Origin of the sequence: Acinetobacter sp. CE-15 (genome assembly GCF_051059255.1) — a bacterium.
Taxonomy (GTDB): Bacteria; Pseudomonadota; Gammaproteobacteria; order Pseudomonadales; family Moraxellaceae; genus Acinetobacter; species Acinetobacter guillouiae.
The window spans coordinates 311,487-335,755 of the sequence record NZ_CP192737.1 but is presented as its reverse complement, the minus strand read 5'-3'; the positions used below and the strand labels follow the sequence as shown (position 1 = coordinate 335,755).

Genomic DNA, 24,269 nt, shown 5'->3' with positions numbered 1-24,269 from the left:
AAAGTACATGGAAAATAATATGCAAATAGTCATGGAAATCATCGTTTCATTCTTCTTGATTGTTGGTGCGTTTTTTACTTTGGTGGGTGGCATAGGTATGGTCAAATTACCAGACTTATTTATGCGTCTACATGCACCGACCAAATCCAGTACCTTGGGTTTAGGCAGCTTTTTAATCGCGGGAATGATTTACGCAGCATTTAACAGTCGTTTAGGTTTTGCAGAGTTATTGATCACACTGCTTGCCTTTATTACAGCTCCAGTATCGGCAAACTTGATTGCTCAGGCAGCAATTCATTTACGTCTGCGTTCAACCTCTGGTGATGTACCTGAAGCAATTAATCGTCCTTTACCATGGCAACGTCAAAAGATCATAAAACAGTTTAAAGATAAGATTTAATTCATTTTCTGACTAATTGTTGATTGGTTGGCTAAATTGAATTGGACTGAGTCTAGGTACATACTGACTTAGTCCAATTTAAGCCACAATCAAGCTTAGATCGTCTGAAATACATTATCATCAAACTATAATCAATGGGTTTAAACTTTTCCCTATAAAATAAGCCTTCGCAAACCTTACTGCTATATTCATTCTCTTTTAAAAAGTCATCTAAGTATGATGTTAGACTCTTCTATACAACATAAATCTAAAATTCATCCCTAGTCCTCTTCAATGAAATCTGTACAATAAAAATCAGCTAAATAAAAGAGATCAGCGATGTATACAGGTATCGTTCAAGGCTTAGAAAAAGTTGTAAACATCCAACAAGGTGATAATTTTACAACCCTTTATATTTCCAATGAAAATGGCTTTTTAAATGATGTTTTTATTGGCGCCAGTGTCGCAATCGATGGGACATGCCTAACCGCAACAAGTTTTGATGCTGTTGCAAATACAGCCTCATTTGATGTTTCAGCACTGACCACTTCTCTCACCACATTACAATTTTTAAAAATTGGTGATGAAGTCAATATTGAAAGATCCATCAAAGCTGGTATGGAAAACGGTGGGCATAATATTTTTGGGCATATCGAGGGTATGGCAACCATTAAAGATGCGGTTCATACTGGTGAAACGCTACACATTGATATCGTTATTCCAGATGACAATATCAAATACTTCTTTAAAAAGGGCTTTATTGGACTGCAAGGTTGCAGCTTGACGGTCAATCGTGTGGATCGGAAAACCAATGAAATTTCAGTGGATTTAATCCCAGAAACCTTACGTTTGACGACATTTAAACATGTCCAAATTGGTGGCAAACTCAATTATGAAATTGACCAAATGACCCGCACTATGGTCGATACTTTAGAAAGTATTCATCAACGTCAGCAAGAAAACTAAAAGAGCCAATCGTATAAATTAGCCCTTTGATCTAAAGCATCGTCTTAACTATATAACGGCAGATGAACTTCTTCTTGGAAACTTTCCATTCCATAATCATCTGCCAGCTTTTCTTTCCAGTACGCCACAATCTTCGAATAATCAATTTCATCAGGATGAAAGTCAGATTTGTAATAAGATAAATATTCAGGAATCAATGAAATCAGCATTTTAGAAATCATATATACCCCAAAGATATTTTGCGGCACTTTAGGTAAACTTTTTCTCCAGTCTTGCATAAACAAACGGGTAGCCGAATAAAACGTTAAACTTGCAAAACCCGTAGTCACATTACGCATCACTGTACGACGCGTACGATCATCTTTATAAATCGCCTGATATACATCAAATGCCACTGCACGATGCTCAATTTCTTCGATTGCATGCCATACCCAAAGTTTCACCGCATCATCATCCAGAGTGCTTAAAACTTCAGGATGACGAAGAATGTAGCCACCCAATAATGCAGTAAAATGCTCAAAAGCTGCGGTAACTGCAAGTTGTAATTTAGGATGTACACTTTTAATCAGTGCATCTCGACGCGCCAACCATGCTTGAAAACTGTCTAAGTTATAATCATCACGACGCCATGCATCATTGAATTCCGTATGGGCTTTGGAGTGCATGGCCTCTTGACCAATAAATGCTGCAATTTGCGCTTGCAATTTTTCATCCGTGATTTTGTCACGTACATTACGCACACTATGTACAAAGAACTGCTCACCAATTGGAAATGTTGAAGAAAGCGCAGTCAATAAATGTGACATCACAGGAGAATTGGCAAAAAAATGTCTGCGAATTGCTTTTGGATTAAAGCTTGGTTTACGGACTTTAATACCAATAGCTTTAGGACGATTTAAATATGATTTTTCTGCCGTCGCTTGAACTGTTGACATAAGGATAATCCTACATTTGTCTGAATTTAAGCTATATTGGCACAATCTCAATATTTGTATATTGCAGAATCATCCACACAGTTGACCTAAAATATCATTTTCAAGAAAACACATGGCTCAATTGAAAATCTAAAAAAATTAAAAATATAAGATATTGATAAAACTAAACTTATTAAAAATAAATATATTTCTTATCTTCACAAAAAAGTGCTTTATCGTATACACAAAGCCTAAAATCGAGATTTATAAGCATGCTTTTATTGACTTAAATGACATTTTTCAATCAGGCTGAGTTGTATTTTAATTTTTAAAACAATCACATAGGATCCATTCAAAATTAGAACTCAATTTATAAATATTTATGCTTGCAACGTCATATAAACATTCAACAAAAAAGCATGTGTTTTATAGAACCCAAACAAACAGGATTCGTCTAGAAACTTTTTTGTATTAAAAAAACAAACTATTGCTTTAGTGTGATTGGCAAATTTTATTGCTAAATTGCACTTTTAATTGCCTATTTAGGCATTAAAACTGCTTATTTCAACGCCTTCACTTTGAATCAGTTTTGCACTGAGAAACCATGTGCCCAAGCAGATAAAGCGTCTAATACAGGAATAAATGTTTGACCAAATGCAGTTAATTCATACACCACTTTGACTGGAGGCTTGTCACCAAATACGGTTCTGGAAATAAAACCATTCTTTTCCAATTGCTTGAGTTGCAAACTTAAGGTCATTTCTGTGATATCTGGCATATCACGCTTAAGTTGATTAAAGCGTTTTGACTCCTCCTTTAGATAATAAAGAATCACGGTTTTCCATTTCCCACCGATTAAATCCATCACCATACTAATCGGGCAATGATAGGTCTTATCGTGAAAAGTCACTTCACAGGTGTTTTGCTCAGTATTCATTTTTCTGCCAGCTATCAAAATGGATAGTTATTGTACATAAAAACTATAATATTTATATTCACTATAATTTTTATAGTTGGAAAAACCAAGATGGCATTACTGATTTTAGCGCATCCCAGTTTTACTGAATCTGTCGCAAATAAAACCATTGTCGATGAATTATCACGAACTCAAACTGATTTAGAAATTCGCCATATTCATGATTTATATCCAGATTATCAAATCGATATTGCAGCAGAGCAAAGTGCACTATTAAGACATGAGCTGATCATTTTACAATGCCCTATGTACTGGTTCAGTATACCTGCCATTTTAAAAATTTGGTTTGATCAGGTATTTACCTATCAATTCGCCTATGGTTCCAAAGGAGACAAGCTTAAACATAAAAAGCTTTTGCTGAGTATGACCATTGGTCAACCTGAGCAGAATTTTAATACGGAACAACAACATTCATTATTGGAGGGCTTTTTATCTCCAATTCAAAAATCAGCACTTTATACCGGAATGGAATATTTAAAACCCGTGTTCTTATATGATATTTCAACTGTTTTAGGACATACACATGCTGAAATCAGAACTCGAGCAAAACAACATAGTTTAAAGTTAAATCATTATCTGCAAGCAATTCGTACAGATTAAATTTTTGAGTTTGCTGCATTAAAAAGCCCGCATGACTGCGGGCTCTAAAATAGATATTATTTAATGTCTAAAATTAAACATTAAGATAATCCAAAATTCCTTCAGCAGCTTCACGGCCTTCCCAGATTGCAGTCACCACCAAATCAGAACCACGGACCATATCTCCGCCCGCAAAGATTTTTGGGTTAGAGGTCTGGAATTTAAATTGTTGTTTTTCAGCAGCAATGACTCGACCAGAACCATCTAACCCAATATTTGCACCTGCAAACCATTCTGCTGGGCTAGTACGGAAACCAAAAGCCAGTAATACCGCATCTGCGGGTAAAACTTCTTCAGAGCCTGGAATCGGTTCAGGACTACGACGACCACGGCTATCAGGGTCACCCAGCTGGGTAGTCACAACTTTTACACCCGTCACTTTACCGTTTTCACCGACGATTTCGATCGGCTGACGGTTGAACTGGAAGTCCACCCCTTCTTCACGCGCATTCTTCACTTCACGACGTGAACCTGGCATATTTTCTTCATCACGACGGTAAGCACAGGTTACTGACTCTGCACCCTGACGGATTGAAGTACGGTTACAGTCCATTGCAGTATCACCACCGCCTAAAACGATGACTTTTTTGCCCTGAACGCTGATGTATTCAGATGGATCTTTTTCCCAGCCTTGTGTACGGTTAACATTTGCAATCAAGAAATCTAGTGCATCATAGACACCATCAAAATCTTCACCTGCAAAGCCACCTTTCATATAGGTATAGGTTCCCATACCCATAAATACAGCATCATAGTCAGCAAGCAATTGATCGATAGTGATATCTGTACCAATTTCAGTATTTAAGCGGAATTCAACGCCCATACCGGTGAAAATTTCACGGCGGCGTTTCATCACATCTTTTTCCATTTTAAATTCTGGAATACCAAATGTAAGCAATCCACCAATTTCAGGACGCTTGTCAAATACAACAGGTTTTACTCCATTACGGACTAAAATATCTGCACAACCTAAGCCTGCTGGACCCGCACCAATAATGGCAACTTTTTTGTTGGTCCATTTTACCGATGACATATCTGGACGCCAGCCCAAAGCAAAGGCGGTATCGTTGATATATTTTTCTGCATTACCAATGGTCACAGCACCAAAACCATCATTCAGGGTACAAGCACCCTCACATAAACGGTCTTGTGGACATACCCGACCACATACTTCAGGTAAAGTGTTAGTTTGATGGCAAAGCTCAGCCGCTTGGAAAATACGTCCTTCTGCAATCAGTTTTAACCAGTTTGGAATATAGTTATGTACGGGACATTTCCATTCACAATATGGGTTACCACAGCCTAAACAACGGTGGGTTTGGTTTGCTGCAACTTCCGCTGTAAAAGGTTTATAAATTTCCACAAACTCTGCTTTGCGGACATTAATATCTTTTTTCTCTGGATCTTGGCGTGCTACATCCAGAAATTGAAAGTCATTATTCAGGCGTTCAGCCATGTCTCTCTCCGTGGGTGAGCGTGGATAACTTCATTCGCTTGTGTATATCTGCGAAGTTATCCACACCTACCTAAAATTTGAGTAGTGGAATTATTGTGGATCTGCTTGAGTTGTTTTCAAAAGCGTTTGTAAATTAGCCGCTTTTGGTTTCACCAGCCAGAATTTACGGCTATAGAAATCAAACTCGTTGCGAATCTTGTACGCCCAAGCACTACCTGTTTCAGCAATGTGTTCATCTAAGATACGAAGTAAGAATTCTTGATGTTCTTCCATCGCTTCTGTAGAAATACGGTTTAATTCAATCAATTCGTGGTTGTAGTAATCAACAAAGTCGTTATCTAAGTCAAGTACATAAGCAAAACCACCGGTCATACCTGCACCAAAGTTGTGTCCAACTTTACCCAGTACAGTCACGATACCGCCTGTCATATATTCACAGCAATGGTCGCCTGCACCTTCAATGACCGCAAACGCGCCAGAGTTACGGACAGCAAAACGCTCGCCCGCTGTACCCGCAGCAAATAATTTACCGCCTGTCGCACCGTACAAACAGGTATTGCCGATAATTGCCGTTTCTTGAGTTTGGAATGGTGAACCTTTTGGTGGGAAGATCGATACTCGACCACCTGCCATACCTTTGCCCACATAGTCGTTTGCATCACCTTCAAGGCTGATATGCAAACCACCCGCATTCCAAACACCCAATGACTGACCCGCAGTTCCTTTTAAATTCACTTTAACAGGATGTGCTTCCATACTGAGGTTGCCATAACGTTTGGCAATTTCACCTGAAAGACGCGCACCAATTGAACGGTCACAGTTACCCACAGTAAAATGGAACTCACCACCAGTACTTGCTTCAATCGCAGGTAACATTTCTGTCACCATTTTCTCAGCAAGAATACCTTTATCAAATGGTTCATTGCCTTGTACTTGGCAATATTGCGCTTTGCCTTCCGCAGATGGGTGTGATTCTAACAATGCACTTAAATCTAAATGTGCATGTTTATCCGTTTCACCTGGCAACATCTCAAGTAGATCAGTACGACCGATCAAATCTTTCAATGATGCAACACCTAAAGCAGCCAACCATTCACGTGTTTCTTCCGCAATAAAGTGGAAGAAATTAATCAGCATTTCTGGCTCGCCAATATAATGCTCTTGACGTAAATGATCTTGCTGAGTTGCCACACCTGTTGCACAGTTATTTAAGTGACAAATACGCAGATATTTACACCCAAGCGCGATCATTGGGGTAGAACCAAAACCAAAGCTCTCCGCACCTAAAATCGCGGCTTTAACCACATCTAGACCTGTTTTTAAGCCACCATCAGTTTGTACACGTACTTTACCACGCAGGTCATTGACACGAAGTGCTTGATGCGCTTCTGAAAGACCCAATTCCCATGGCGAACCCGCATGATGAATAGAGGATAAAGGTGAAGCCGCTGTACCGCCGTCATATCCAGAAATGGTAATGAAATCTGCATAGGCTTTTGCAACACCCGCTGCAATTGTTCCCACCCCAGGCTCTGATACTAACTTCACAGACACCATGGCTTGTGGATTAACTTGCTTTAAGTCAAAGATGAGCTGTGATAAATCTTCAATAGAATAAATATCATGGTGTGGTGGTGGTGAAATCAAAGTCACCCCTGGAACCGAGTAACGTAAACGCGCAATTAAGCCATTCACTTTACCGCCCGGTAACTGACCGCCTTCACCTGGTTTTGCACCTTGCGCTACTTTGATCTGTAACACTTCAGCAGATGTTAAATATGCTGGTGTTACACCAAAACGACCTGAAGCAATTTGCTTAATTTTAGAGTTACGAATGGTGCCATAACGTGCAGGATCTTCACCGCCCTCACCCGAGTTCGAACGACCACCGATTGTATTCATTGCGATCGCAATGGCTTCATGTGCCTCTGGTGACAATGCACCTAAAGACATACCAGCGGAGTCAAAACGTGGCAGAATTTCTTCTACTGATTCAACTGCTTCTAATGGAATAGAATGATCAGTTTTGAGTTTTAATAAGTCACGAATCGTTGCAATTGGACGTGTGTTCACCAACTCTGCGTATTCTTTAAAGTCAGCATAATTGCCTGAACGCACTGATTTATGCAACGCATTGATCACATCAGGGTTAAATGCGTGGTATTCCTTATCAAAGACAAACTTGAGCAAACCACCTTGTTCAATTGGCTTACGTGCTTTCCAAGCAATATCTGCTAGTTTTTTTAAGTCATTTTCAAGGTCAATGAATGTTGCACCTTTAATACGGCTTGGCACACCTGTAAAGCACTTACTGACAACTTCTTCAGATAAGCCGACTGCTTCAAATAACTGTCCACCACGATAAGATGCGACTGTTGAAATCCCCATTTTTGAGAGGACTTTGAGTAAACCTTTATCAATACCTTTGCGGAAATTCGCTTGTGCGTGAATTGGATCACCCAATAATTCGCCTTTTGCAATCAAATCATTGATCACATCATAAGCCAAATAAGGGTAAATCGCAGTTGCACCAAAACCTAAGATCACGGCAAACTGATGCGCATCACGTGCAAGTGCAGTTTCAACAATGATGTTTGCATCGGTACGTAAACCTGCATTAATCAAGAAGTGATGAATTGCACCCGTCACCATTGCTGCATTTGCAGGTAAAAAGCCTTCACGGATTTTACGATCTGAAATGACCAATAAGGTTTTACCATCACGAATCGCCTGTGCAGCTTCTTCACAAATACGTGAAATCGCGGCTTCAAGACCTTCAGCTACAGGATAATTCAAATCAATATCTGCAATTTCGTAACCTTTACGACCAAGGGTACGAATCTGATGCATTTTAGAGTTTGACAGTACAGGGCTCGATACAATTAAACGATCTGCATGCTCTGGACCTTGTTCAAATACATTTTGCTCACGACCAAAGCAGGTTTCCAATGACATAACGATTGATTCACGTAATGGGTCAATCGGTGGATTGGTCACTTGTGCAAATTGTTGACGGAAATAATCTGTCACATGACGTACTTGACGAGACAATACCGCCATTGGTGTATCATCACCCATTGAACCGACAGCTTCCTGTCCGCTTTCAGCGATTGGACGAAGCAGTTGATCACGCTCTTCAAATGTCACCATAAACATTTTTTGAGCCGCTTTAAGGTCATCACCTTTTAAGCCTTGATCACATAAATACTCTTCAAGCTCTGGACTACCTTGCAAGCGAACTGAGTTTTCACGTAACCATTCACGGTAAGGGCGCATTTTTTTCAGATGATTGCTCACATCTTTGGTATCGAGCAATTTTCCAGTCAAGGTATCAATCACTAGAATTTGACCAGGACCTACACGGCCTTTAGAGATCACATCTTCAGGCTCATAACCCCACACACCAATTTCTGATGCCAAAGTGATATAACCATTTTTAGTGATCACCCAACGGGCAGGACGCAAGCCATTACGGTCTAGCATACAAATCGCATGACGACCATCTTGGATCACTAGACCCGCAGGACCATCCCAAGCTTCCATATGCTTAGAGTTGAATTCATAAAACGCGCGTAAATCCGCATCTAATGTTTCAACGTTTTGCCACGCTGGTGGAACAAGCATGCGTAATGCACGGAATAAATCCATCCCGCCACCCACAAGCAGCTCAAGCATATTGTCCATACTTGATGAGTCTGAGCCTGTACGGTTTACAATTGGACTCAGTTCAGTAATGCCTGGCAATAATGGATTTTCAAATTTTGGTGTACGTGCCACTGCCCAGTTACGGTTTGCAGTAATGGTGTTAATCTCACCATTATGTGCCAAATAACGGAACGGCTGTGCCAATGGCCAACGGGGTAAAGTATTGGTCGAAAAACGTTGATGGAATACAACAATGTGTGAGTCCAAACGTTCATCAGCAAGGTCTGTATAGAATTCTGCAATATATGCAGGCATCATTAAGCCTTTATAGGTGATCACTGTAGAGCACAGTGTGGTCACATAAAAATAGGGATCAGCTGTTAATTGTTGTTCTGCACGACGACGTGCCATAAGTAACTTACGGTTAAATTCAACCTCAGTCACACCCATTGGACAATTGACAAAAATTTGTTCAAATGCAGGTAAAGACTGCATTGCGATTGAACCCAAGGCATCATTATTGGTTGGAACAACACGCCAACCAATCACACGACAGCCTTCTTCTTCAATTTCATGGGTTAGAATTTGCTTTGCATGGGCCGCAAGTGCTGGATCTAAATTTAAAAATATCGTCCCGACCGCAAAAATTTCACTCAGTGTAATGTCACTGATCTTTTTTGCTTCTTCACGGAAGAATGCTTTAGGCATAGCCAAGAGCAAGCCACAACCATCACCGGTCTTACCATCTGCGGCAATACCACCACGGTGCGTCATACAGCTTAGACTATGAATCGCGGTCTTGACTAAATCATGACTCGCATCACCCTGCATATGGGCAATCAAGCCGAAACCACAGTTATCTTTAAACTCATCCGGTTGGTATAAACCTTGAGCGGGAGCTACAGTGTTAGGCGATGGCATGTGCATAGCGTACCCTTCTTTCTACATAGGCCCATGAAAGGGCGAAAAACATTCGAACACTCAATTACGATTTTTAAGTATTTTCTTAGCTCAAGTAAACCACTGAGTCAGAATCGAATACCAGTCTGTTTTTACTTTAATTGCAAGATTGTTTTACAACTTCCGCACTGAAATAAAGCACTCAATCAGACTTAAATCGCACACCAACTGAATCATTTCGCTCCAAAACAGGGACAATCAACTCAATTAGCGCAACAATAAAGCAAAAAATATGCCAAATTTTATTTTTGTTCACCAAATCACTAAAAGATAGTGAAATAAAGATATTCTTTAAAATTCTAAGCGTCTTATAAAGGCATTTATAGCACCATTTTTGTGCAAACATAAAATTAAATAATTAATTCTGCTTCATTTTAGAGCTAATTTTAATTAAATGGATCACTGACTTCATGTTCAGCTGGTTTTTTATCAGCAGTAGCGCCTGTTGGCTCTTTGCTGTTGGCTGAAGGCTGTGCACGAGATTGCGACTTTTGTACATCTACCACATTGCCAGATGCATCACGACGGGTAATTGTGGTTTTGGTGGTCTGGTTTGCAGGAGTTGAACCCGTTAAAGATGACAATGCTGATTTTGCTTGAGCCAATAGCGTTTCATCAACTACAGGTAAAGGTGCAGATTTTAATTTTACTTGATAGAGTTTATTTGCACTTGCCATTTCATCTGAGCCCAGATCATTAATTAAAGCACTATATTTTTCAAACTGAATTGCTTGAGGATGAATAGATGCAGGCAATTTTAAATTTAATTGTTGTAACTGGCTCTTGGCCTGATCATCACTTTTAAATAAACCATAGGCTAAAACATATTGCTCAGCTTGATCTTCACCACTTAAACGGAAATAAATAAAATTTTTACGATCCGCTTGTTTCTGTAAAAAGCCCAAGATGACATCTTCATCTGAGGTCTTAAATAGCTCTATGGTCCAAGCTTTCTTATTTTCTTGAAAAAATTTTGTACCACGAAATTCTGCATCATGGCTACCCGCAGTCACAATACGTGTGGTCATTTCAAGTGGACGTACTTCATCCATCAAAGCGCCTAAATGCGATGTCGCAGCAACTTTTTCAGGTTGAATTTGAACTTGGGACTCTTCAATCGGATTGACCACAGTGACCAGATCTTTGGTGTCGGTCACTGCCCAAAAAACCAGTGCCACCAAAAGACAGATTAATCCACCAACCAACCAAATATATTGTCGAATATTTTGCCAATTTGTACGAATTGCTGCCATTTGGAACTAACCTTTTCTATATCTGATTCGCGAGAATCGCTTGTTTCATCAACTCAACATCAAAATCTTTAGTAATGATGGCTTGGCCGAGTTGTTTTATCAATATTAAACGAAGTTGACCATTTAATACTTTTTTATCATGTGACATATATGCCAAAAATTCATCGAGCGGAATTTTAGGACATGCTACAGGTAATTGGGCACGTTGTATGATTTTTTTTGTACGTTCCAGATCATCGGATGAAATCCATCCCATACGCTGAGATAAATCAGCAGCCATCACCATACCCGTTGCAATTGCTTCCCCATGCAACCACACCCCATAACCGAGATACGATTCAATAGCATGACCAAAAGTATGGCCTAAATTCAATAAAGCACGTTCACCTTGCTCTTTCTCATCATTGGCCACAATTCTTGCTTTATGCGCACAAGAACGATAAACAGCTTCAGCCAATAATTCTGGATTTTGGGCAATCAGCCCATCCATATGCTCTTCTAACCATGCTAAAAAGTCTACATCACCCAGTAACGCATATTTAATCACCTCAGCCAAACCTGCTGAAAGCTCACGTTCAGGCAAGGTTTTAAGTTGTGCCATATCAGCCAAAACCACTTGAGGTTGCTGAAATGCACCAATCATATTCTTGCCTAAAGGGTGATTAATTCCGGTTTTCCCACCAACACTCGAATCCACTTGAGACAATAATGTGGTCGGAACTTGGATGAAATACACGCCTCGCTGGAAACAGGCGGAAGCAAAACCTGCCATGTCACCAATCACTCCACCACCTAAAGCCAAAACAGTACAATCACGATTAAAACCAGCTTGAAGCAAAGCATCAAAAATCAAATTGAGGTGCTGGATATCTTTATATTTCTCACCATCAGGTAAAATACATGTTTTAACCTGCTTATCCAATTGTTGAATTGCATCAACATAGTGCGACAAATACAAAGGCTGAACTGTGGTATTTGTAACAATCATCACTTGATGTCCCTGAATATAAGGTTCAAGTAATTCTTGAGGGTTCAAATGACTACCAATAAAGATTGGATAACGACGTTCACCCAGTTCAACATGTAAAGTTTGCATGATTCTGCCAAATAACAATGAATGATAATTTACTGACTAAATAATTTCTTTTGAAACGATCAGTTGCAATATTCTCAGCGCTAAATCTCGCGCAGCACCCTGATTGGTTTCAATAATATAATGTGCAACATCTCTATAAAGTGGATCTCGTGCTTTAAGTAGATCCTTTAACTTTTGCTCAGGATTCTCGACTTGTAATAAAGGACGATTTTTATCTCGATGTGTACGTAATAATTGGATTTCTACAGGGGTATATAAATAAATCACAATACCTCTATGCTTGAGATATTCTCGGTTCATGGCTTGAGTGACAGCACCACCGCCTGTTGCAACCACTAAATTTTTTTTTGATGTGAGTTCATCAATCACGATTGTTTCTCTTGTACGGAAACCTTGTTCGCCTTCTTTTTCAAAAATCCAAGGAATAGATGCCCCAGTTTTTCTTTCTATTTCATGATCGCTGTCTAAAAACTCACGACTTAACAGTTCCGCTAGATGCCGACCAACTGTTGTTTTTCCTGCTCCCATGGGCCCTACCAAATAAATATTTGGTAGGGTTTCCAACTCTTTGCTTGGCAAGGAGTCACCTATCGAATTGCTTTCATTGAAAGTATATTAATGATTTCTGGTACGACTGTCATTAACAATTCTTGGTGTCACAAAGATTAGTAACTCTCGTTTATTATCAGACTTTACATCCTTTCTAAATAATCGTCCTAAATAAGGAATATCACCTAAAAATGGAACTTTGGTCTGACTGTTTTTAGTTTCTTGTTCAAAAATGCCACCTAACACCACAGTTTCTCCGTCATCAACTAACACATTAGTATTAATTTCATTCTTATTAATCGCTACATTTCCATTCACTATTTGGCCAGCTGAGTCACTTGTAACGTTAAGTTGCATTTGGATTTTACCATCAGGTGTAATGCTTGGAGTAACATCCAAACTGAGCAGAGCATCCTTAAATTCAGTCGTTGCAACTGCACTGCCTCCTGCCGTTTGCGTTGACTGATATGGAATTTGTTGACCCGAAGCAACTTTGGCTTTTTGTTTATCGGCAGTCATTACTTTTGGTGTTGAAATCACTTCCCCATAACCATCAGCTTGTAATGCAGATAATTCTAGGTCTAACATAAAATCAGACATACTAATTAAACCAAATGCAATCTTACTTGCACCCGCAGTCGTCACACCAAGATCGACATTTAAATTATCAGGGCGAGTAATGGTATATTTGCCATTACTATCTGGGTTTTTTAAATCCCAAAGTGTTTGATCACTTCCACCAACCAGCAAATCATTATTCTTGGTAATCCCTTGAGATAAAATGCCCCACTTTACCCCCATTTCTTTGGTAAAATCTGTCGTAGCACGAACAATACGTGCTTCAACCATGACTTGTTTTACAGAAATATCGAGTAAATCAACCATTTTTCTAATTTGATCAATTTTTACAGCCGTATCAGTCACAATCAAAGTATTTGTTCGAGCATCTACCGTGACCGTGCCTCGTGGGCTCAATAAGCTTCCAACATTATTCCCATACGGATCTAAATTATTTAAATCTATATTATTTGATGTATTTGTATTCGTATTATTAGAGTTTTTCGAGTTTTTACCTTCAGTAATCAACTTGAGTATATCTGTCGCTTTTGCATAATTAAGCTGAATATATTCAGTTTGAATCGGTGCTAATTTTACACTTTGGGCTAATGCTTTTGCTTCATCTTCTTCAGCTTTAATCAGCTCGGTGACAGGCGCAATCCAAATCACACTCCCATTACGACGCTTATCCAAATTCTTGGTTTTTAAAATGATATCTAAAGCCTGATCCCAAGGTACATCTTTTAAACGTAAAGTGATATTACCTTGAACTGAATCTGCAGCCACCATATTAATACTGGTAAAATCAGCAAGTAGCTGTAGCACACGGCGTACTTCGATATCTTGAAAATCCAGCGAGATTTTCTTACCGGTATAAGACTGACTTGAACTTGGGCGATTTACTTTATTTTCTACAGGACGCTTTAAACTCACGGTTAATTTATTTTCCGCTTGGAAGGCCATATACTCATAGCTACCAGCAGACTGAATGGTGATTACACCATTGGAACCGTCATTATAAGCATCCACAGAAGAAACTGGGGTTGCAAAATCATTGACATTTAAACGACGAATTAAATGTGCTGGAATTTTATTCCCTAAGGTTCGAATAACAACTTTACTGCCCTGTTGTTGTACATCTACTGGTGTATTTGCACCCGACAGATTTACAATAACTTGGCCCTCACCCGCATTGCCACGCTGGAAACCGATATCTGCGATGCCTTGATTTTGCTTATTCAGTGTAGATGCAGATGCTGCATAAGTCGGTAAAGCTGCAGCTTGATTGGCATTGTTAATCTTTAAAATAAAGGTATTCCCCTCAACACGTGTTGTAAAAGAACCACTATTTTTTAAATTTACTGTTAATCGTGAACGTTGATCATCGGCTGCAATATCCACCGTCGACGCTTCTTCACTCGCCACAGCAATAGACGACTGATTGATCGTTTGCTTCGCCTGATCAAAATCCAAAATCAGTCGAGATGGATTATCCAATTGATAGGCTTGAGGCTGTGGCGGTAAGCCATTAAACATCACACGAATTTCTGTACCTTGCCCCGGTATTTTCATCGGTACAATATTGGTCATGGTTGTTTGCGCTGTTGCAACTTGCATAATCGCAATTGATACTGCCGCCATAGTAAATTGACGAAGTTGACTATTCATAAACTTACCATCCCCGTTAAAGATATTTTTCAAACTCTTTTTCATTTTTATTCCTTTATTCCGTTTTAATCTATTGGACCGATTAGAACTAGACTCCGTGGTCTTTCTATATAACCGTCTCGACCATCTGGAACGATTTCCAATAAATCAATACGGGTCGGCGTAATTTCAATAATTCGCCCTTGATTCATACCCATGTAGTTGCCAAGTTGTACCCGCTCAATCTCACCATCAGGTGTTTGAATCAACCCCACTGTTTGCCCAACAGCTCCTTTCATACTTCCTTTCAGTGTTAACGACTCTAAAGGATAGCTTTCAAGCGGCTGTGGTTGTCTTGAAAAATTCGGGTAGACACGCTTGCCTGACATGATTTTCAATTCATTTGCCAATGAATTTGGCAAAAATGGGCTGCGTAATTGCTGAGCTGAATAATTAAAGCTTGGTACAGGATTAAATACTGGTGCAGGTTCAATCGGCAATGGTTGCTGATTTCTAATATTTGCCATTTCTTGGTTAACGGCATCAATACGAGAATCGCACCCCACCAACAGCATTGCAAATGAGATTCCACAAACTATTTTACTGAGCTGTTTCATTGTGGCTTCCCTCCTTGCTGAGGTGTCGTTGTTTTCTGTGCTACAGCATTCGCAGATTTATTTATCTTCTGCTCATCAGCACCAATATAACGATAGGTTTTTGCTTTAATTGTATAGTCAATCACTGGCACATCAGATTTATTGTCTTGACTAGGTGTTCCTGTAATTGTGAAATCATGCAAAGTGACAATACGTGGTAAAGCAGCCAAACTACTGACAAAACTGCCAAATGAATGATAATCCCCTGTTGCATCAATCGAGATCGGCTGCTCAATAAAGAACTCCTGCTTCACTTCTGGTTCTAATTTGATATTTTTAAATTTCAAACCAGAACTTACCCCTGTCACGTTAATGTCTTCAACTAGACTCGGAATTTCAGTTTCTTTAGGTAGCTGTTCTAATTGCTGATTAAAATTTGCTTCCATTTGTTGCAATTGTGCTTGATATTGCTGCAAGTTTCTTAATTTAGAGTCTTTTTCTTTAAACTCAGTTAATAAATTTTGTTCAACTGTACGTGCTTGATCAATTGCATCTAATTTAGGTTTAATTGCTAAAAAATAGCCAATTGCACACACCACAAAAAACAAGAATACCCAACAGGTGACTTTAACGGATAAGGGCCAACTGCCATAGTTATTCATATCCAAGGTATTGAACTGTTGAAAAAACTTCTCAACAGTCATCTTGTTCTTTTTTGGAGCATCATTTACAGATGAATCTAATTGCTCAAAATCTTCACGACTCATTTTGCACCCCCTGCAGCTGAAACTTGTTCAACCTTCGTCGCGTCCCCATCTGCAGTAGATGCTATTTCACCTAAATCTACAGTCACCACAAAACTTCCATATGATTCTTCTACACGAGGAATCACCGAAGTCTGCCCTTTATTTTTATTTTCATCTGCAGCTAAGAATGAATTCATAAATGCATTTCGATACCATTCAGACGCCTCTAATCCACGCAACAATTCAGCAACTGTATTTGGACTTTCAGCTTTGCCCTCAATGGTAAATTTATCACCCACACGACTAAATTTTGTGATGTACATTTGTGCAGGGACAATTCGAACCAATTCATCAACGAGGCGAACAATCACAGGACGCTGACCTTGTAAGCCTTGGATCAGTTTCATACGTTCAATAATGGCATTACGACGTTCTTGTAAACCATCTAAAGTTTTTAATTGGGTATCTAAATTTTGATTGGTACTGGTCACCAATTGATTGGCTTGCTCCTGATCTTCTAACTTATGATCGAAATAGAACCACGCCAATAACACTGTCACTAAGCCAATCAGTGCAACCCCAACACATATTGCAACAAATTGCTTTTTCTTCTGTTCTCTTAGCTCATCACGCCAAGGGAGTAAGTTAATCTTTGCCATTAATCAAAACTCCTCAAAGCCAAACCACATGCAACCATTAAAGAAGGTGCATCATTTTCTATTTTTTTTAAGTCAATTTGTGGTGAAAACCCCATCTGTAAGAAAGGATTTGCAATCGTGACGCGATAACCGAGTTTTTGTTGTAATAATTTTGCCAAACCAGGAATATTGGCATTACCACCCGCCAATAGAATATGGTCGATCTCGTTAAACTGAGAAGATGAAAAGAAAAACTGTAATGAACGAGCAGCTTGTTGTACAACTGCTTCTAAAAACGGCATCAAGACTTCTGTTTCAAAATCATCAGGTAAAGTCCGATCTTTTTTGGCACGACCAGCTTCGTCATAAGACAAACCATAACGGTTTTGTACATCTTGAGTCAGCTGCTTGCCACCAAAAACTTGCTCTCGGGTATAAATGATCTTGCCATTTTGCATCACAGATAAAGTGGTCATGGTATGACCAATATCTAGGATACCCACAAGATTTACACCAATTGGCAAGGTATCGGAAAAGACATCAAAAGCACGCTCAATTGCATAACTTTCTACATCTGCGATTTTAGGTGATAAGCCCGCGATTTCTAAAACTTCAACACGAGAATCGATATTCTCTGCACGTGTTGCAACAAGTAACACATTGACTCGATTTGGATTTGCCAACTTATCGTTTAACACTTCAAAATCTAAACTGACTTCATCCAGTGGGAAAGGGATATATTGTTCAGCATCCATTCGAATCTGAACTTCTCTTTCCTCATCCGACATATCTGCATCCATTTCGATGATTTTGTGAATCACCATAGATGTAGGTACAGCAACCGCGACATTTTGCGATTGAGGATTGCCAATATTGACTGCCCTTTCCAACGCATCAGCAACTGCTTCAGGATTAAGAATGTTTTTCTCAACAACACTCCCATCCAGCAGTGGACTTAATCCATAACTTTCAACCCAGTAACGACCGTTCTTAACAGAGAGCTCTAAAATCTTTACAGTAGTAGAACTAATATCTACTCCTATTAACCCCTTATTTGGCTTACGATATAGTCTAAGCACGATTGATTTCCTATTATTTTTTTATCCCCAATAAATAACACAAACCGACTGCATTTGGTCTTAATTTTTTACAGATACAATATCCCATCTAACAATCCATCACATGAGAAGCTATACTGAACGCAATTAGTTTGCCATTAGCTATTATTAAAACTTACTTGTTATGAAAAAGCTATCTTGTTCAGGTTATATTCATCCCTTTTTTTTGCTGATTATCATTATTTTAGTCGCAATTCCGATGGGCTTTTATGGAATGTATCTATATATTGCCCCATCACTACCAGAAATGAGCTCTTTAAAAAAGGCGCCATTGCTTAAACCTTTGCAAGTTTATTCAGCAGATAATCAGCTGATCGCTGAATATGGTGGCAAGCTTTCGGTGCCTGTTGAGTACAATCAGATCCCGCCACATTTCATTCATGCCTTCCTTGCTGCTGAAGATTCATCGTTCTTCGAACATAGCGGGATTAGCTTTAAAGGCTTAGGGCGTGCCGTGAGTGAAAGTGTCACTGGGTCAAATGTACAAACAGGCGGCTCAACAATTACCATGCAGGTGGCTAAAAATTATTATTTATCACCTGAACGAACACTTAAGCGCAAACTTACTGAAGTTTTTTTGGCACGTAAAATAGAACAAAATCTTTCCAAAGAAGAAATTTTATCTTTATATGTCAATAAAATCTTTTTGGGTAAAAATGCCTATGGTATTGCTGCTGCTGCAAAAATTTATTATGACAAAAGCTTAGATCAACTCAGTGTCGCACAAATGGCGATGATTGCAGGTTTACCTAAAGCACCTTCAAAATACAATCCTGTAGTGAATCCTGAACGCGCCTTAGAACGCCGCAACTGGATTCTAGGTCGTATGTTACAACTGGGTTATCTTAAACAAGCAGAATACGAAAAAGCTGTCGCTGAACCGATTAACCTAAGTATGCCTGATCGCGGCTTAAGTAATCGATTTCCCTATGTAGGCGAAATGGTCCGCTCTGAACTAGTTGAAAAGTTTGGTGAACAAGCAATTGATTCAGGTTATAAAGTTTATACAACCGTAAACAGCCAACGCCAACAATATGCAGAAGATGCAGTACAAAAAGGCTTGGAAGATTATGATCGTCGTCATGGATGGCGTGGTGCTGAAGCACATGATAAACCTTTAAAACAATTCATCCCTTATGCCAATACCTACCCTGCAGAAGTCATCAAAGTAGGCAGTAATAGTTTTGATGCCAAAATGCAAGATGGTTCAACAGTGACTGTACCTTGGTCAGGTATGTCTTGGGCAAGAAAATATATCAATGCCAATGCCGTTGGTGGTGCACCAAGCCGCGCTTCGCAGATTGTAACGGTTAAAGATATTATCCGTTTACGTCCCAATGAAAATAAAACCGCGTGGTCATTGGTTCAAACCCCGAAAGCACAAGGTCAACTGATTGCAATTAACCCTAATGATGGTTCAATTGAAGCAGTGGTGGGTGGATACAACTTTTACCAATCTAAATTTAACCGCGCAATACAAGGCTGGCGCCAACCAGGTTCAACCATTAAGCCATTCATCTATGCACTGGCGCTTGAACGCGGTATGACTCCATACACCATGGTCAATGACAGTCCAATCACCATTGGTCGTTGGACACCTAAAAACTCTGATGGTCGTTATTTAGGCATGATTCCTTTGCGTCGTGCTTTATATTTATCACGTAATACCGTTTCTGTGCGCTTATTACAAAGCGTAGGTGTAGAACGTGCGCGCCAATTATTGATGGATTTTGGCCTACAAGAAGATCAAATCCCGCGTAATTTCACGATTGCGCTGGGTACCCCACAAGTACTTCCTGTTCAAATGGCAACAGGCTATGCCGCAATTGCCAATGGTGGATATCGCATTCAACCGCATTTCATCAGCCGTATTGAAGATGCTTATGGCAAAACCATTTATGAAGCAGCGCCTGAATATGCGTGTATTCCATGTATCAATCAAAAAGAAACTGTAGCCAATACTACAACCACCCCTGATGACGAGGCCATTGAAGGTACAAACCTTACAGTGGATGAGGTTCAAACCCCTTTAAGCAAAGAAGAACAAAGTAAATATCGTCAAGCACAACGGATTTTAAAATCACAATCTGCTTTTGATATGGCAAATATTCTTCGTGATGTGATTGTGCATGGTACTGGTCGTGCGGCACTTAAAATTGGTCGCGATGACATTGGCGGTAAAACAGGAACAACCAACGATGCTAAAGATGCGTGGTTTGCTGGCTTCAACGGCAAATTAGTTGCGATTGCTTGGGTCGGTTTTGACCAACCTTCAACTCTCGGCCGTCGTGAATATGGTGGGATCGCAGCACTGCCAGTTTGGACCGGTTTTATGGGTAAAGCCTTAAAAGATACACCATCTGCTTGGGTACATTTTGACAAAAATGCCAAAGCACCAATTTCTCGTGAAGAACGTAATCAAACACAAGTTGAAGGTGCGACTCAAAACGAAGGCTATGGTTCATCACCACCTTTAGCACGTCCAATCTTTAAACCTGCGCCTGTTACACCATCACGTAATTCATCAAATGACTTTGAAGACTTACCTGATGATGGTACAGATCAACCGCTCAAACCGAACAAAGTAACACCGCCTGCAATGAATCAAGGTGGTGCGAAACGAGAAAGTGATTCTCTTGAGAATTTGATTAATGAAGTTCAATAATTAGTTTCTCAAATAAAAAATGCCATCAATTGATGGCATTTTTTATGGCTTAAATTTTTATTATTTTTTCTGAAAAATATAAATTTGAAAGGCTGCCTTTAACGTCGTTTTAACTTGTGCTTCCAAAACTAAACGCTTTTCAGGTTTTGCTTTATAAGCATAAGGGGTCATCGCAATCAGATTTTTGAGTTGTGCTTGATCCAACTCAAACGTTGTTTCGATAATCGGCTGCTCTATTAACTCAAAAGATGCTTGTAATTGCTCGACAAACTTTTGCGGTTCATGGGCTTTGACTTCATCAAACAGCCCCTCACGCATGGCATATAAATGCTCTGGTGCAGGTGTTACCACCATCAAATAGGCCTTTGGCTTAAGTACTCGGAGTATTTCTTCTTCTGGGATCGGGCTAAATAAGCTGGTACACAAATCAATCGAATGATCCAAAACAGGTAGCGTCGCTCCTGTCCCCACAATCCATGTCACATCTTTATTGAGTTTTGCAGCAACCTGAACTGCATTTTTTGCAATATCAACCCCAATACATTGCATCACTTGATGTTGCATTGCATCAGTATAGTAGCCTTCACCACAGCCGATATCCAGCAGGTTTTCAACCCGTAACTCACGAATTTTCTCAACCACGGCTTGCTGTAAAGGTGCATAAAATCCACCACTTAAAAATCCACGGCGTGCTTGTACAGATTCAGGGGTATCCCCTGGATTTTTACTATGCTTATGTTGTACTACATGTAAATTTACATAGCCTTGTTTTGCCACATCATAACTATGATTATTTACACAGCGCCAAGTCCGATCCGATAGGCTCAATGCCTCACGACATACAGGGCACATCAACAAATTCATTGTATTCTCCAAAAGATATTTTTAGGCCATAAAAAAGCCGGCAAATGCCGACTTTTCAAATCACTTTGGCTTAGCGTAATTTTAATGTCATTAGACCTAAAACTACCAGCATAATTGTGATAATCCAAAAACGGATCACCACTTGAGTCTCACGCCAGCCTTTTTTCTCATAATGATGATGCAACGGCGCCATAAGAAATACACGTTTATTGCGCATACGTAATGATCCGATTTGCAAGAATACCGAGATTGCTTCTACGACAAAGACCCCGCCCATAATTGCAAAGACGATCTCTTGACGAACCATTACCGCGATAGTGCCCAGCATTGCACCCAATGATAATGCACCGACATCTCCCATAAAGACTTGGGCAGGATGCGCGTTATACCAAAGAAATGCTAAGCCTGCTCCAATCATTGCAGCACAAATAATCACCAGCTCAGAGGTATATTTTACATAGGGAATATGTAAATAATTGGCAAAGCGTATATCACCTGCCAAATAAGCAAAAACACCTAAACCTGCAGCAACCAAAACAATCGGCATGATCGCCAGACCATCTAAACCATCGGTCAAATTCACTGCATTTGACCCACCATTGATTACCAGATAGGTAAAAATAATGAAGCCAATACCCAATGGAATTGAAGACAATGGAATACTCAGATTTTTAAAAAATGGTATCAATAAATCCAGCATATTCGCTGTATGTACAGGGCTGTCTTGCTGAGTTGCAATGATATACAACGCAATACCCGCTCCCAAAGAGCCAACCGAAGTCCAAAAGAATTTCTTCTTGGCAGGTAAACCCGCATTGTCTTTATAACGGACTTTAATCCAATCATCCGCCCAACCTACAGCACCAAAGATCACCATAACAGCCAAGACGATCCATACATAAGGATTGGATAAATCTGCCCAAAGCAAGGTACTGATTCCGATTGAAAGCAGAATTAAAATCCCGCCCATTGTTGGCGTACCCATTTTTTTGGCATGATTTTCAGGTGCATATGAACTGACAGCCTGACCATATTTGAGCGCTTGTAATTTACGGATCATGACTGGTCCCAAGGCCCAACCAATCGCAAGTGCAGTCAGTACACTGAGCAATGCTCGTAACGATAAGTATCGAACAACTTGGAACGCGTTCTCATAACCCGCCAAGTGTTGAAATAACCAATACAGCATTAAACTTTCTCCATCAAATCAGCCATCAACGTTTCCATATGGGTATAGCGAGAACCTTTAAACAGGAAACTCATGGACTGTGGTTGATGTGTTGCAATTAAACTTAACAATAAAGGTAAAGCTTGTTCTTGGCTAAGAAAAGCTTGTAATTTTTTACCATATTGAGTGCTTCGCGCACCTTCTTGTGTAGCAGGAGCAAACTCCCCTACCGCGACAACAAATTGGATCCCATCCACTGAAACTAGATCACGACCCAACATATAGTGTTGCTGCGCAGCAGTATCACCCAGTTCGCCAATATCGCCAATCACCATCACTTTGATGCCTTGCTGTTGCGCAAGTACTTCTGCTGCTGCACGCATTGAAGTCGGGTTGGCATTATAGGTATCATCAATAAATAAATGCTTGTGCTTATGAATAAAATTCAAACGCCCTTTTGCACCTTGTGCCGACTCCAAGCCGATTACAATATCGTCTAAATCAACGCCAATCGCCAAGGCAAATGCAGTCGCTGCTTCTGCATTATGGACATTATGTTCGCCTGCAAAAGGAAGATTGACTGTTCTTGCACCTTGAGGTGTATTAAGGGTAAAGATTGCAGACTGTGCGTGTAACTGAACATCTGTCGCAAAGACTTCACCACCCTGACCAAAACTTAACACTTGCTCAGTGTCTATCACTTGACGAATCGTATCGGTAAAATCATCCTGAGCAGGAACAATTGCTGTTCCAGCTTGATCAATATGACGGTAAATTTCAGATTTGGCACGGCAAATTCCATCACGTCCACCAAATTCGCCTAAATGTGCAGTTCCAATATTTAAAATACCGGCAACATGTGGCTGCACAAGATTTGAGGTGTAATCAATTTCACCTTGATGGCTTGCACCAAGTTCCATCACCGCATATTGATGCTCTGAACGCAGCTCCAATAACATCATTGGCACACCAAGATCATTATTTAAATTGCCACGTGTAATCAAGGTCGGCGCTAAACGTGAAAGAATACTCCCCAACATTTCTTTGGTGGTGGTCTTGCCACTACTGCCTGTAAGTGCAATCACTTTTAATTGTGGATGTTGAGCACGACGATACGCGCCTAAATGCCCCAATGCCAAACGTGTATCTGCCACGACAAGTTGACAGATATTTACATCAACAGGATGGCTCACGATGGCAATTTGGCAGCCATTCGCAGCCACTTGAGCAACAAAATCATGTGCATCAAAACGCTCACCTTTGAGCGCCAAAAAAGCATCACCTAATTCAGCATGACGTGAATCAGTCAAAATACGTTTAATTTCACCTTGTGGTGCTTGATCTAAATACCAATAACCTTGAGTTGCTTCAGCAAGTTGTGCTGCTGACCATGGCTCCAAAGGCACAGTACTGGTGGTAGAGGTGTGCATCTCTTA

At 39.9% G+C, this 24,269-nt stretch carries 19 protein-coding genes; 4 read left to right on the top strand and 15 right to left on the bottom strand.

Annotated elements, in window-relative coordinates; genetic code table 11:
* The first annotated feature begins 19 nt into the window (after positions 1-19).
* Both ACQ7EO_RS01540 and ACQ7EO_RS01535 read left to right on the top strand, forming a co-directional pair.
* Positions 20-400 (top strand): Na+/H+ antiporter subunit G, encoded by a 381-nt coding sequence (locus tag ACQ7EO_RS01540; protein WP_034615073.1) that lies wholly within the window; start codon positions 20-22, stop codon positions 398-400.
* Between the two features lie 318 nt (positions 401-718).
* Entirely contained in the window at positions 719-1,345 is a 627-nt protein-coding gene (locus tag ACQ7EO_RS01535; protein ID WP_434278749.1) for a riboflavin synthase subunit alpha, read from the top strand.
* A 44-nt stretch (positions 1,346-1,389) separates the two neighbouring features.
* Here ACQ7EO_RS01535 and ACQ7EO_RS01530 read toward each other — a convergent pair whose 3' ends face one another.
* Positions 1,390-2,280, bottom strand: a complete 891-nt coding sequence (locus tag ACQ7EO_RS01530; protein ID WP_004725446.1) for a metal-dependent hydrolase — start codon at positions 2,278-2,280, stop codon at positions 1,390-1,392.
* A gap of 562 nt (positions 2,281-2,842) precedes the next feature.
* On the bottom strand, positions 2,843-3,196 hold the full coding sequence (locus tag ACQ7EO_RS01525; protein ID WP_419337619.1) for a winged helix-turn-helix transcriptional regulator: 354 nt from the start codon (positions 3,194-3,196) through the stop codon (positions 2,843-2,845).
* A gap of 90 nt (positions 3,197-3,286) precedes the next feature.
* Here ACQ7EO_RS01525 and ACQ7EO_RS01520 point away from each other — a divergent pair, with 90 nt between their 5' ends.
* The gene (locus ACQ7EO_RS01520) at positions 3,287-3,835 is read left to right on the top strand and encodes an NAD(P)H-dependent oxidoreductase (RefSeq protein WP_434278748.1); all 549 of its coding nucleotides are present in this window, start codon (positions 3,287-3,289) and stop codon (positions 3,833-3,835) included.
* Between the two features lie 73 nt (positions 3,836-3,908).
* On the opposite strand, the gene ACQ7EO_RS01515 is transcribed toward ACQ7EO_RS01520, so the two are convergent.
* The 10 genes from ACQ7EO_RS01515 to ACQ7EO_RS01470 all read right to left on the bottom strand — a co-directional run bounded on the left by ACQ7EO_RS01515 (position 3,909) and on the right by ACQ7EO_RS01470 (position 18,097).
* Complete coding sequence (locus ACQ7EO_RS01515) at positions 3,909-5,330, bottom strand: FAD-dependent oxidoreductase (protein WP_434278747.1); 1,422 nt, start codon at positions 5,328-5,330, stop codon at positions 3,909-3,911.
* A 90-nt stretch (positions 5,331-5,420) separates the two neighbouring features.
* On the bottom strand, positions 5,421-9,896 hold the full coding sequence (gene gltB / locus ACQ7EO_RS01510) for a glutamate synthase large subunit (RefSeq protein WP_434278746.1): 4,476 nt from the start codon (positions 9,894-9,896) through the stop codon (positions 5,421-5,423).
* A gap of 425 nt (positions 9,897-10,321) precedes the next feature.
* Positions 10,322-11,188: a hypothetical protein gene (locus tag ACQ7EO_RS01505; RefSeq protein WP_434278745.1), complete on the bottom strand. Its 867-nt coding sequence runs from the start codon at positions 11,186-11,188 to the stop codon at positions 10,322-10,324.
* A gap of 16 nt (positions 11,189-11,204) precedes the next feature.
* Complete coding sequence (aroB, locus tag ACQ7EO_RS01500; RefSeq protein WP_434278744.1) at positions 11,205-12,284, bottom strand: 3-dehydroquinate synthase; 1,080 nt, start codon at positions 12,282-12,284, stop codon at positions 11,205-11,207.
* Between the two features lie 36 nt (positions 12,285-12,320).
* Complete coding sequence (gene aroK / locus ACQ7EO_RS01495; RefSeq protein ID WP_004725433.1) at positions 12,321-12,863, bottom strand: shikimate kinase AroK; 543 nt, start codon at positions 12,861-12,863, stop codon at positions 12,321-12,323.
* 36 nt (positions 12,864-12,899) lie between these two features.
* Positions 12,900-15,104, bottom strand: coding sequence for a type IV pilus secretin PilQ (gene pilQ / locus ACQ7EO_RS01490; protein ID WP_434278743.1), 2,205 nt, complete (start codon positions 15,102-15,104; stop codon positions 12,900-12,902).
* Between the two features lie 20 nt (positions 15,105-15,124).
* The gene (locus ACQ7EO_RS01485; RefSeq protein ID WP_034615053.1) at positions 15,125-15,655 is read right to left on the bottom strand and encodes a pilus assembly protein PilP; all 531 of its coding nucleotides are present in this window, start codon (positions 15,653-15,655) and stop codon (positions 15,125-15,127) included.
* Positions 15,652-16,401: a type 4a pilus biogenesis protein PilO gene (locus ACQ7EO_RS01480; protein ID WP_434278742.1), complete on the bottom strand. Its 750-nt coding sequence runs from the start codon at positions 16,399-16,401 to the stop codon at positions 15,652-15,654. The genes ACQ7EO_RS01485 and ACQ7EO_RS01480 overlap by 4 nt, the downstream gene beginning before the upstream one ends.
* The gene (locus ACQ7EO_RS01475) at positions 16,398-17,039 is read right to left on the bottom strand and encodes a PilN domain-containing protein (RefSeq protein ID WP_056517486.1); all 642 of its coding nucleotides are present in this window, start codon (positions 17,037-17,039) and stop codon (positions 16,398-16,400) included. The genes ACQ7EO_RS01480 and ACQ7EO_RS01475 overlap by 4 nt, the downstream gene beginning before the upstream one ends.
* A complete protein-coding gene (locus ACQ7EO_RS01470) occupies positions 17,039-18,097 on the bottom strand; it encodes a pilus assembly protein PilM (RefSeq protein ID WP_004725424.1) in 1,059 nt (352 codons plus the stop codon). Before ACQ7EO_RS01470 ends, ACQ7EO_RS01475 begins: the two co-directional genes overlap by 1 nt.
* Positions 18,098-18,260: 163 nt before the next feature.
* On the opposite strand from ACQ7EO_RS01470, the gene ponA reads away from it, so the two are divergent.
* Positions 18,261-20,801 carry a penicillin-binding protein PBP1a gene (gene ponA, locus ACQ7EO_RS01465; protein ID WP_434278741.1) on the top strand — a complete coding sequence of 847 codons (2,541 nt, stop codon included), beginning with the start codon at positions 18,261-18,263 and terminating at the stop codon, positions 20,799-20,801.
* 60 nt (positions 20,802-20,861) lie between these two features.
* Here ponA and ACQ7EO_RS01460 read toward each other — a convergent pair whose 3' ends face one another.
* The 3 genes from ACQ7EO_RS01460 to ACQ7EO_RS01450 form a co-directional block, all read right to left on the bottom strand.
* The gene (locus ACQ7EO_RS01460) at positions 20,862-21,665 is read right to left on the bottom strand and encodes a putative RNA methyltransferase (protein WP_262087214.1); all 804 of its coding nucleotides are present in this window, start codon (positions 21,663-21,665) and stop codon (positions 20,862-20,864) included.
* Between the two features lie 70 nt (positions 21,666-21,735).
* On the bottom strand, positions 21,736-22,854 hold the full coding sequence (mraY, locus tag ACQ7EO_RS01455; protein ID WP_004725416.1) for a phospho-N-acetylmuramoyl-pentapeptide-transferase: 1,119 nt from the start codon (positions 22,852-22,854) through the stop codon (positions 21,736-21,738).
* Positions 22,854-24,263: a UDP-N-acetylmuramoyl-tripeptide--D-alanyl-D-alanine ligase gene (locus tag ACQ7EO_RS01450; protein ID WP_434278740.1), complete on the bottom strand. Its 1,410-nt coding sequence runs from the start codon at positions 24,261-24,263 to the stop codon at positions 22,854-22,856. Before ACQ7EO_RS01450 ends, mraY begins: the two co-directional genes overlap by 1 nt.
* Between the last annotated feature and the right edge of the window lie 6 nt (positions 24,264-24,269).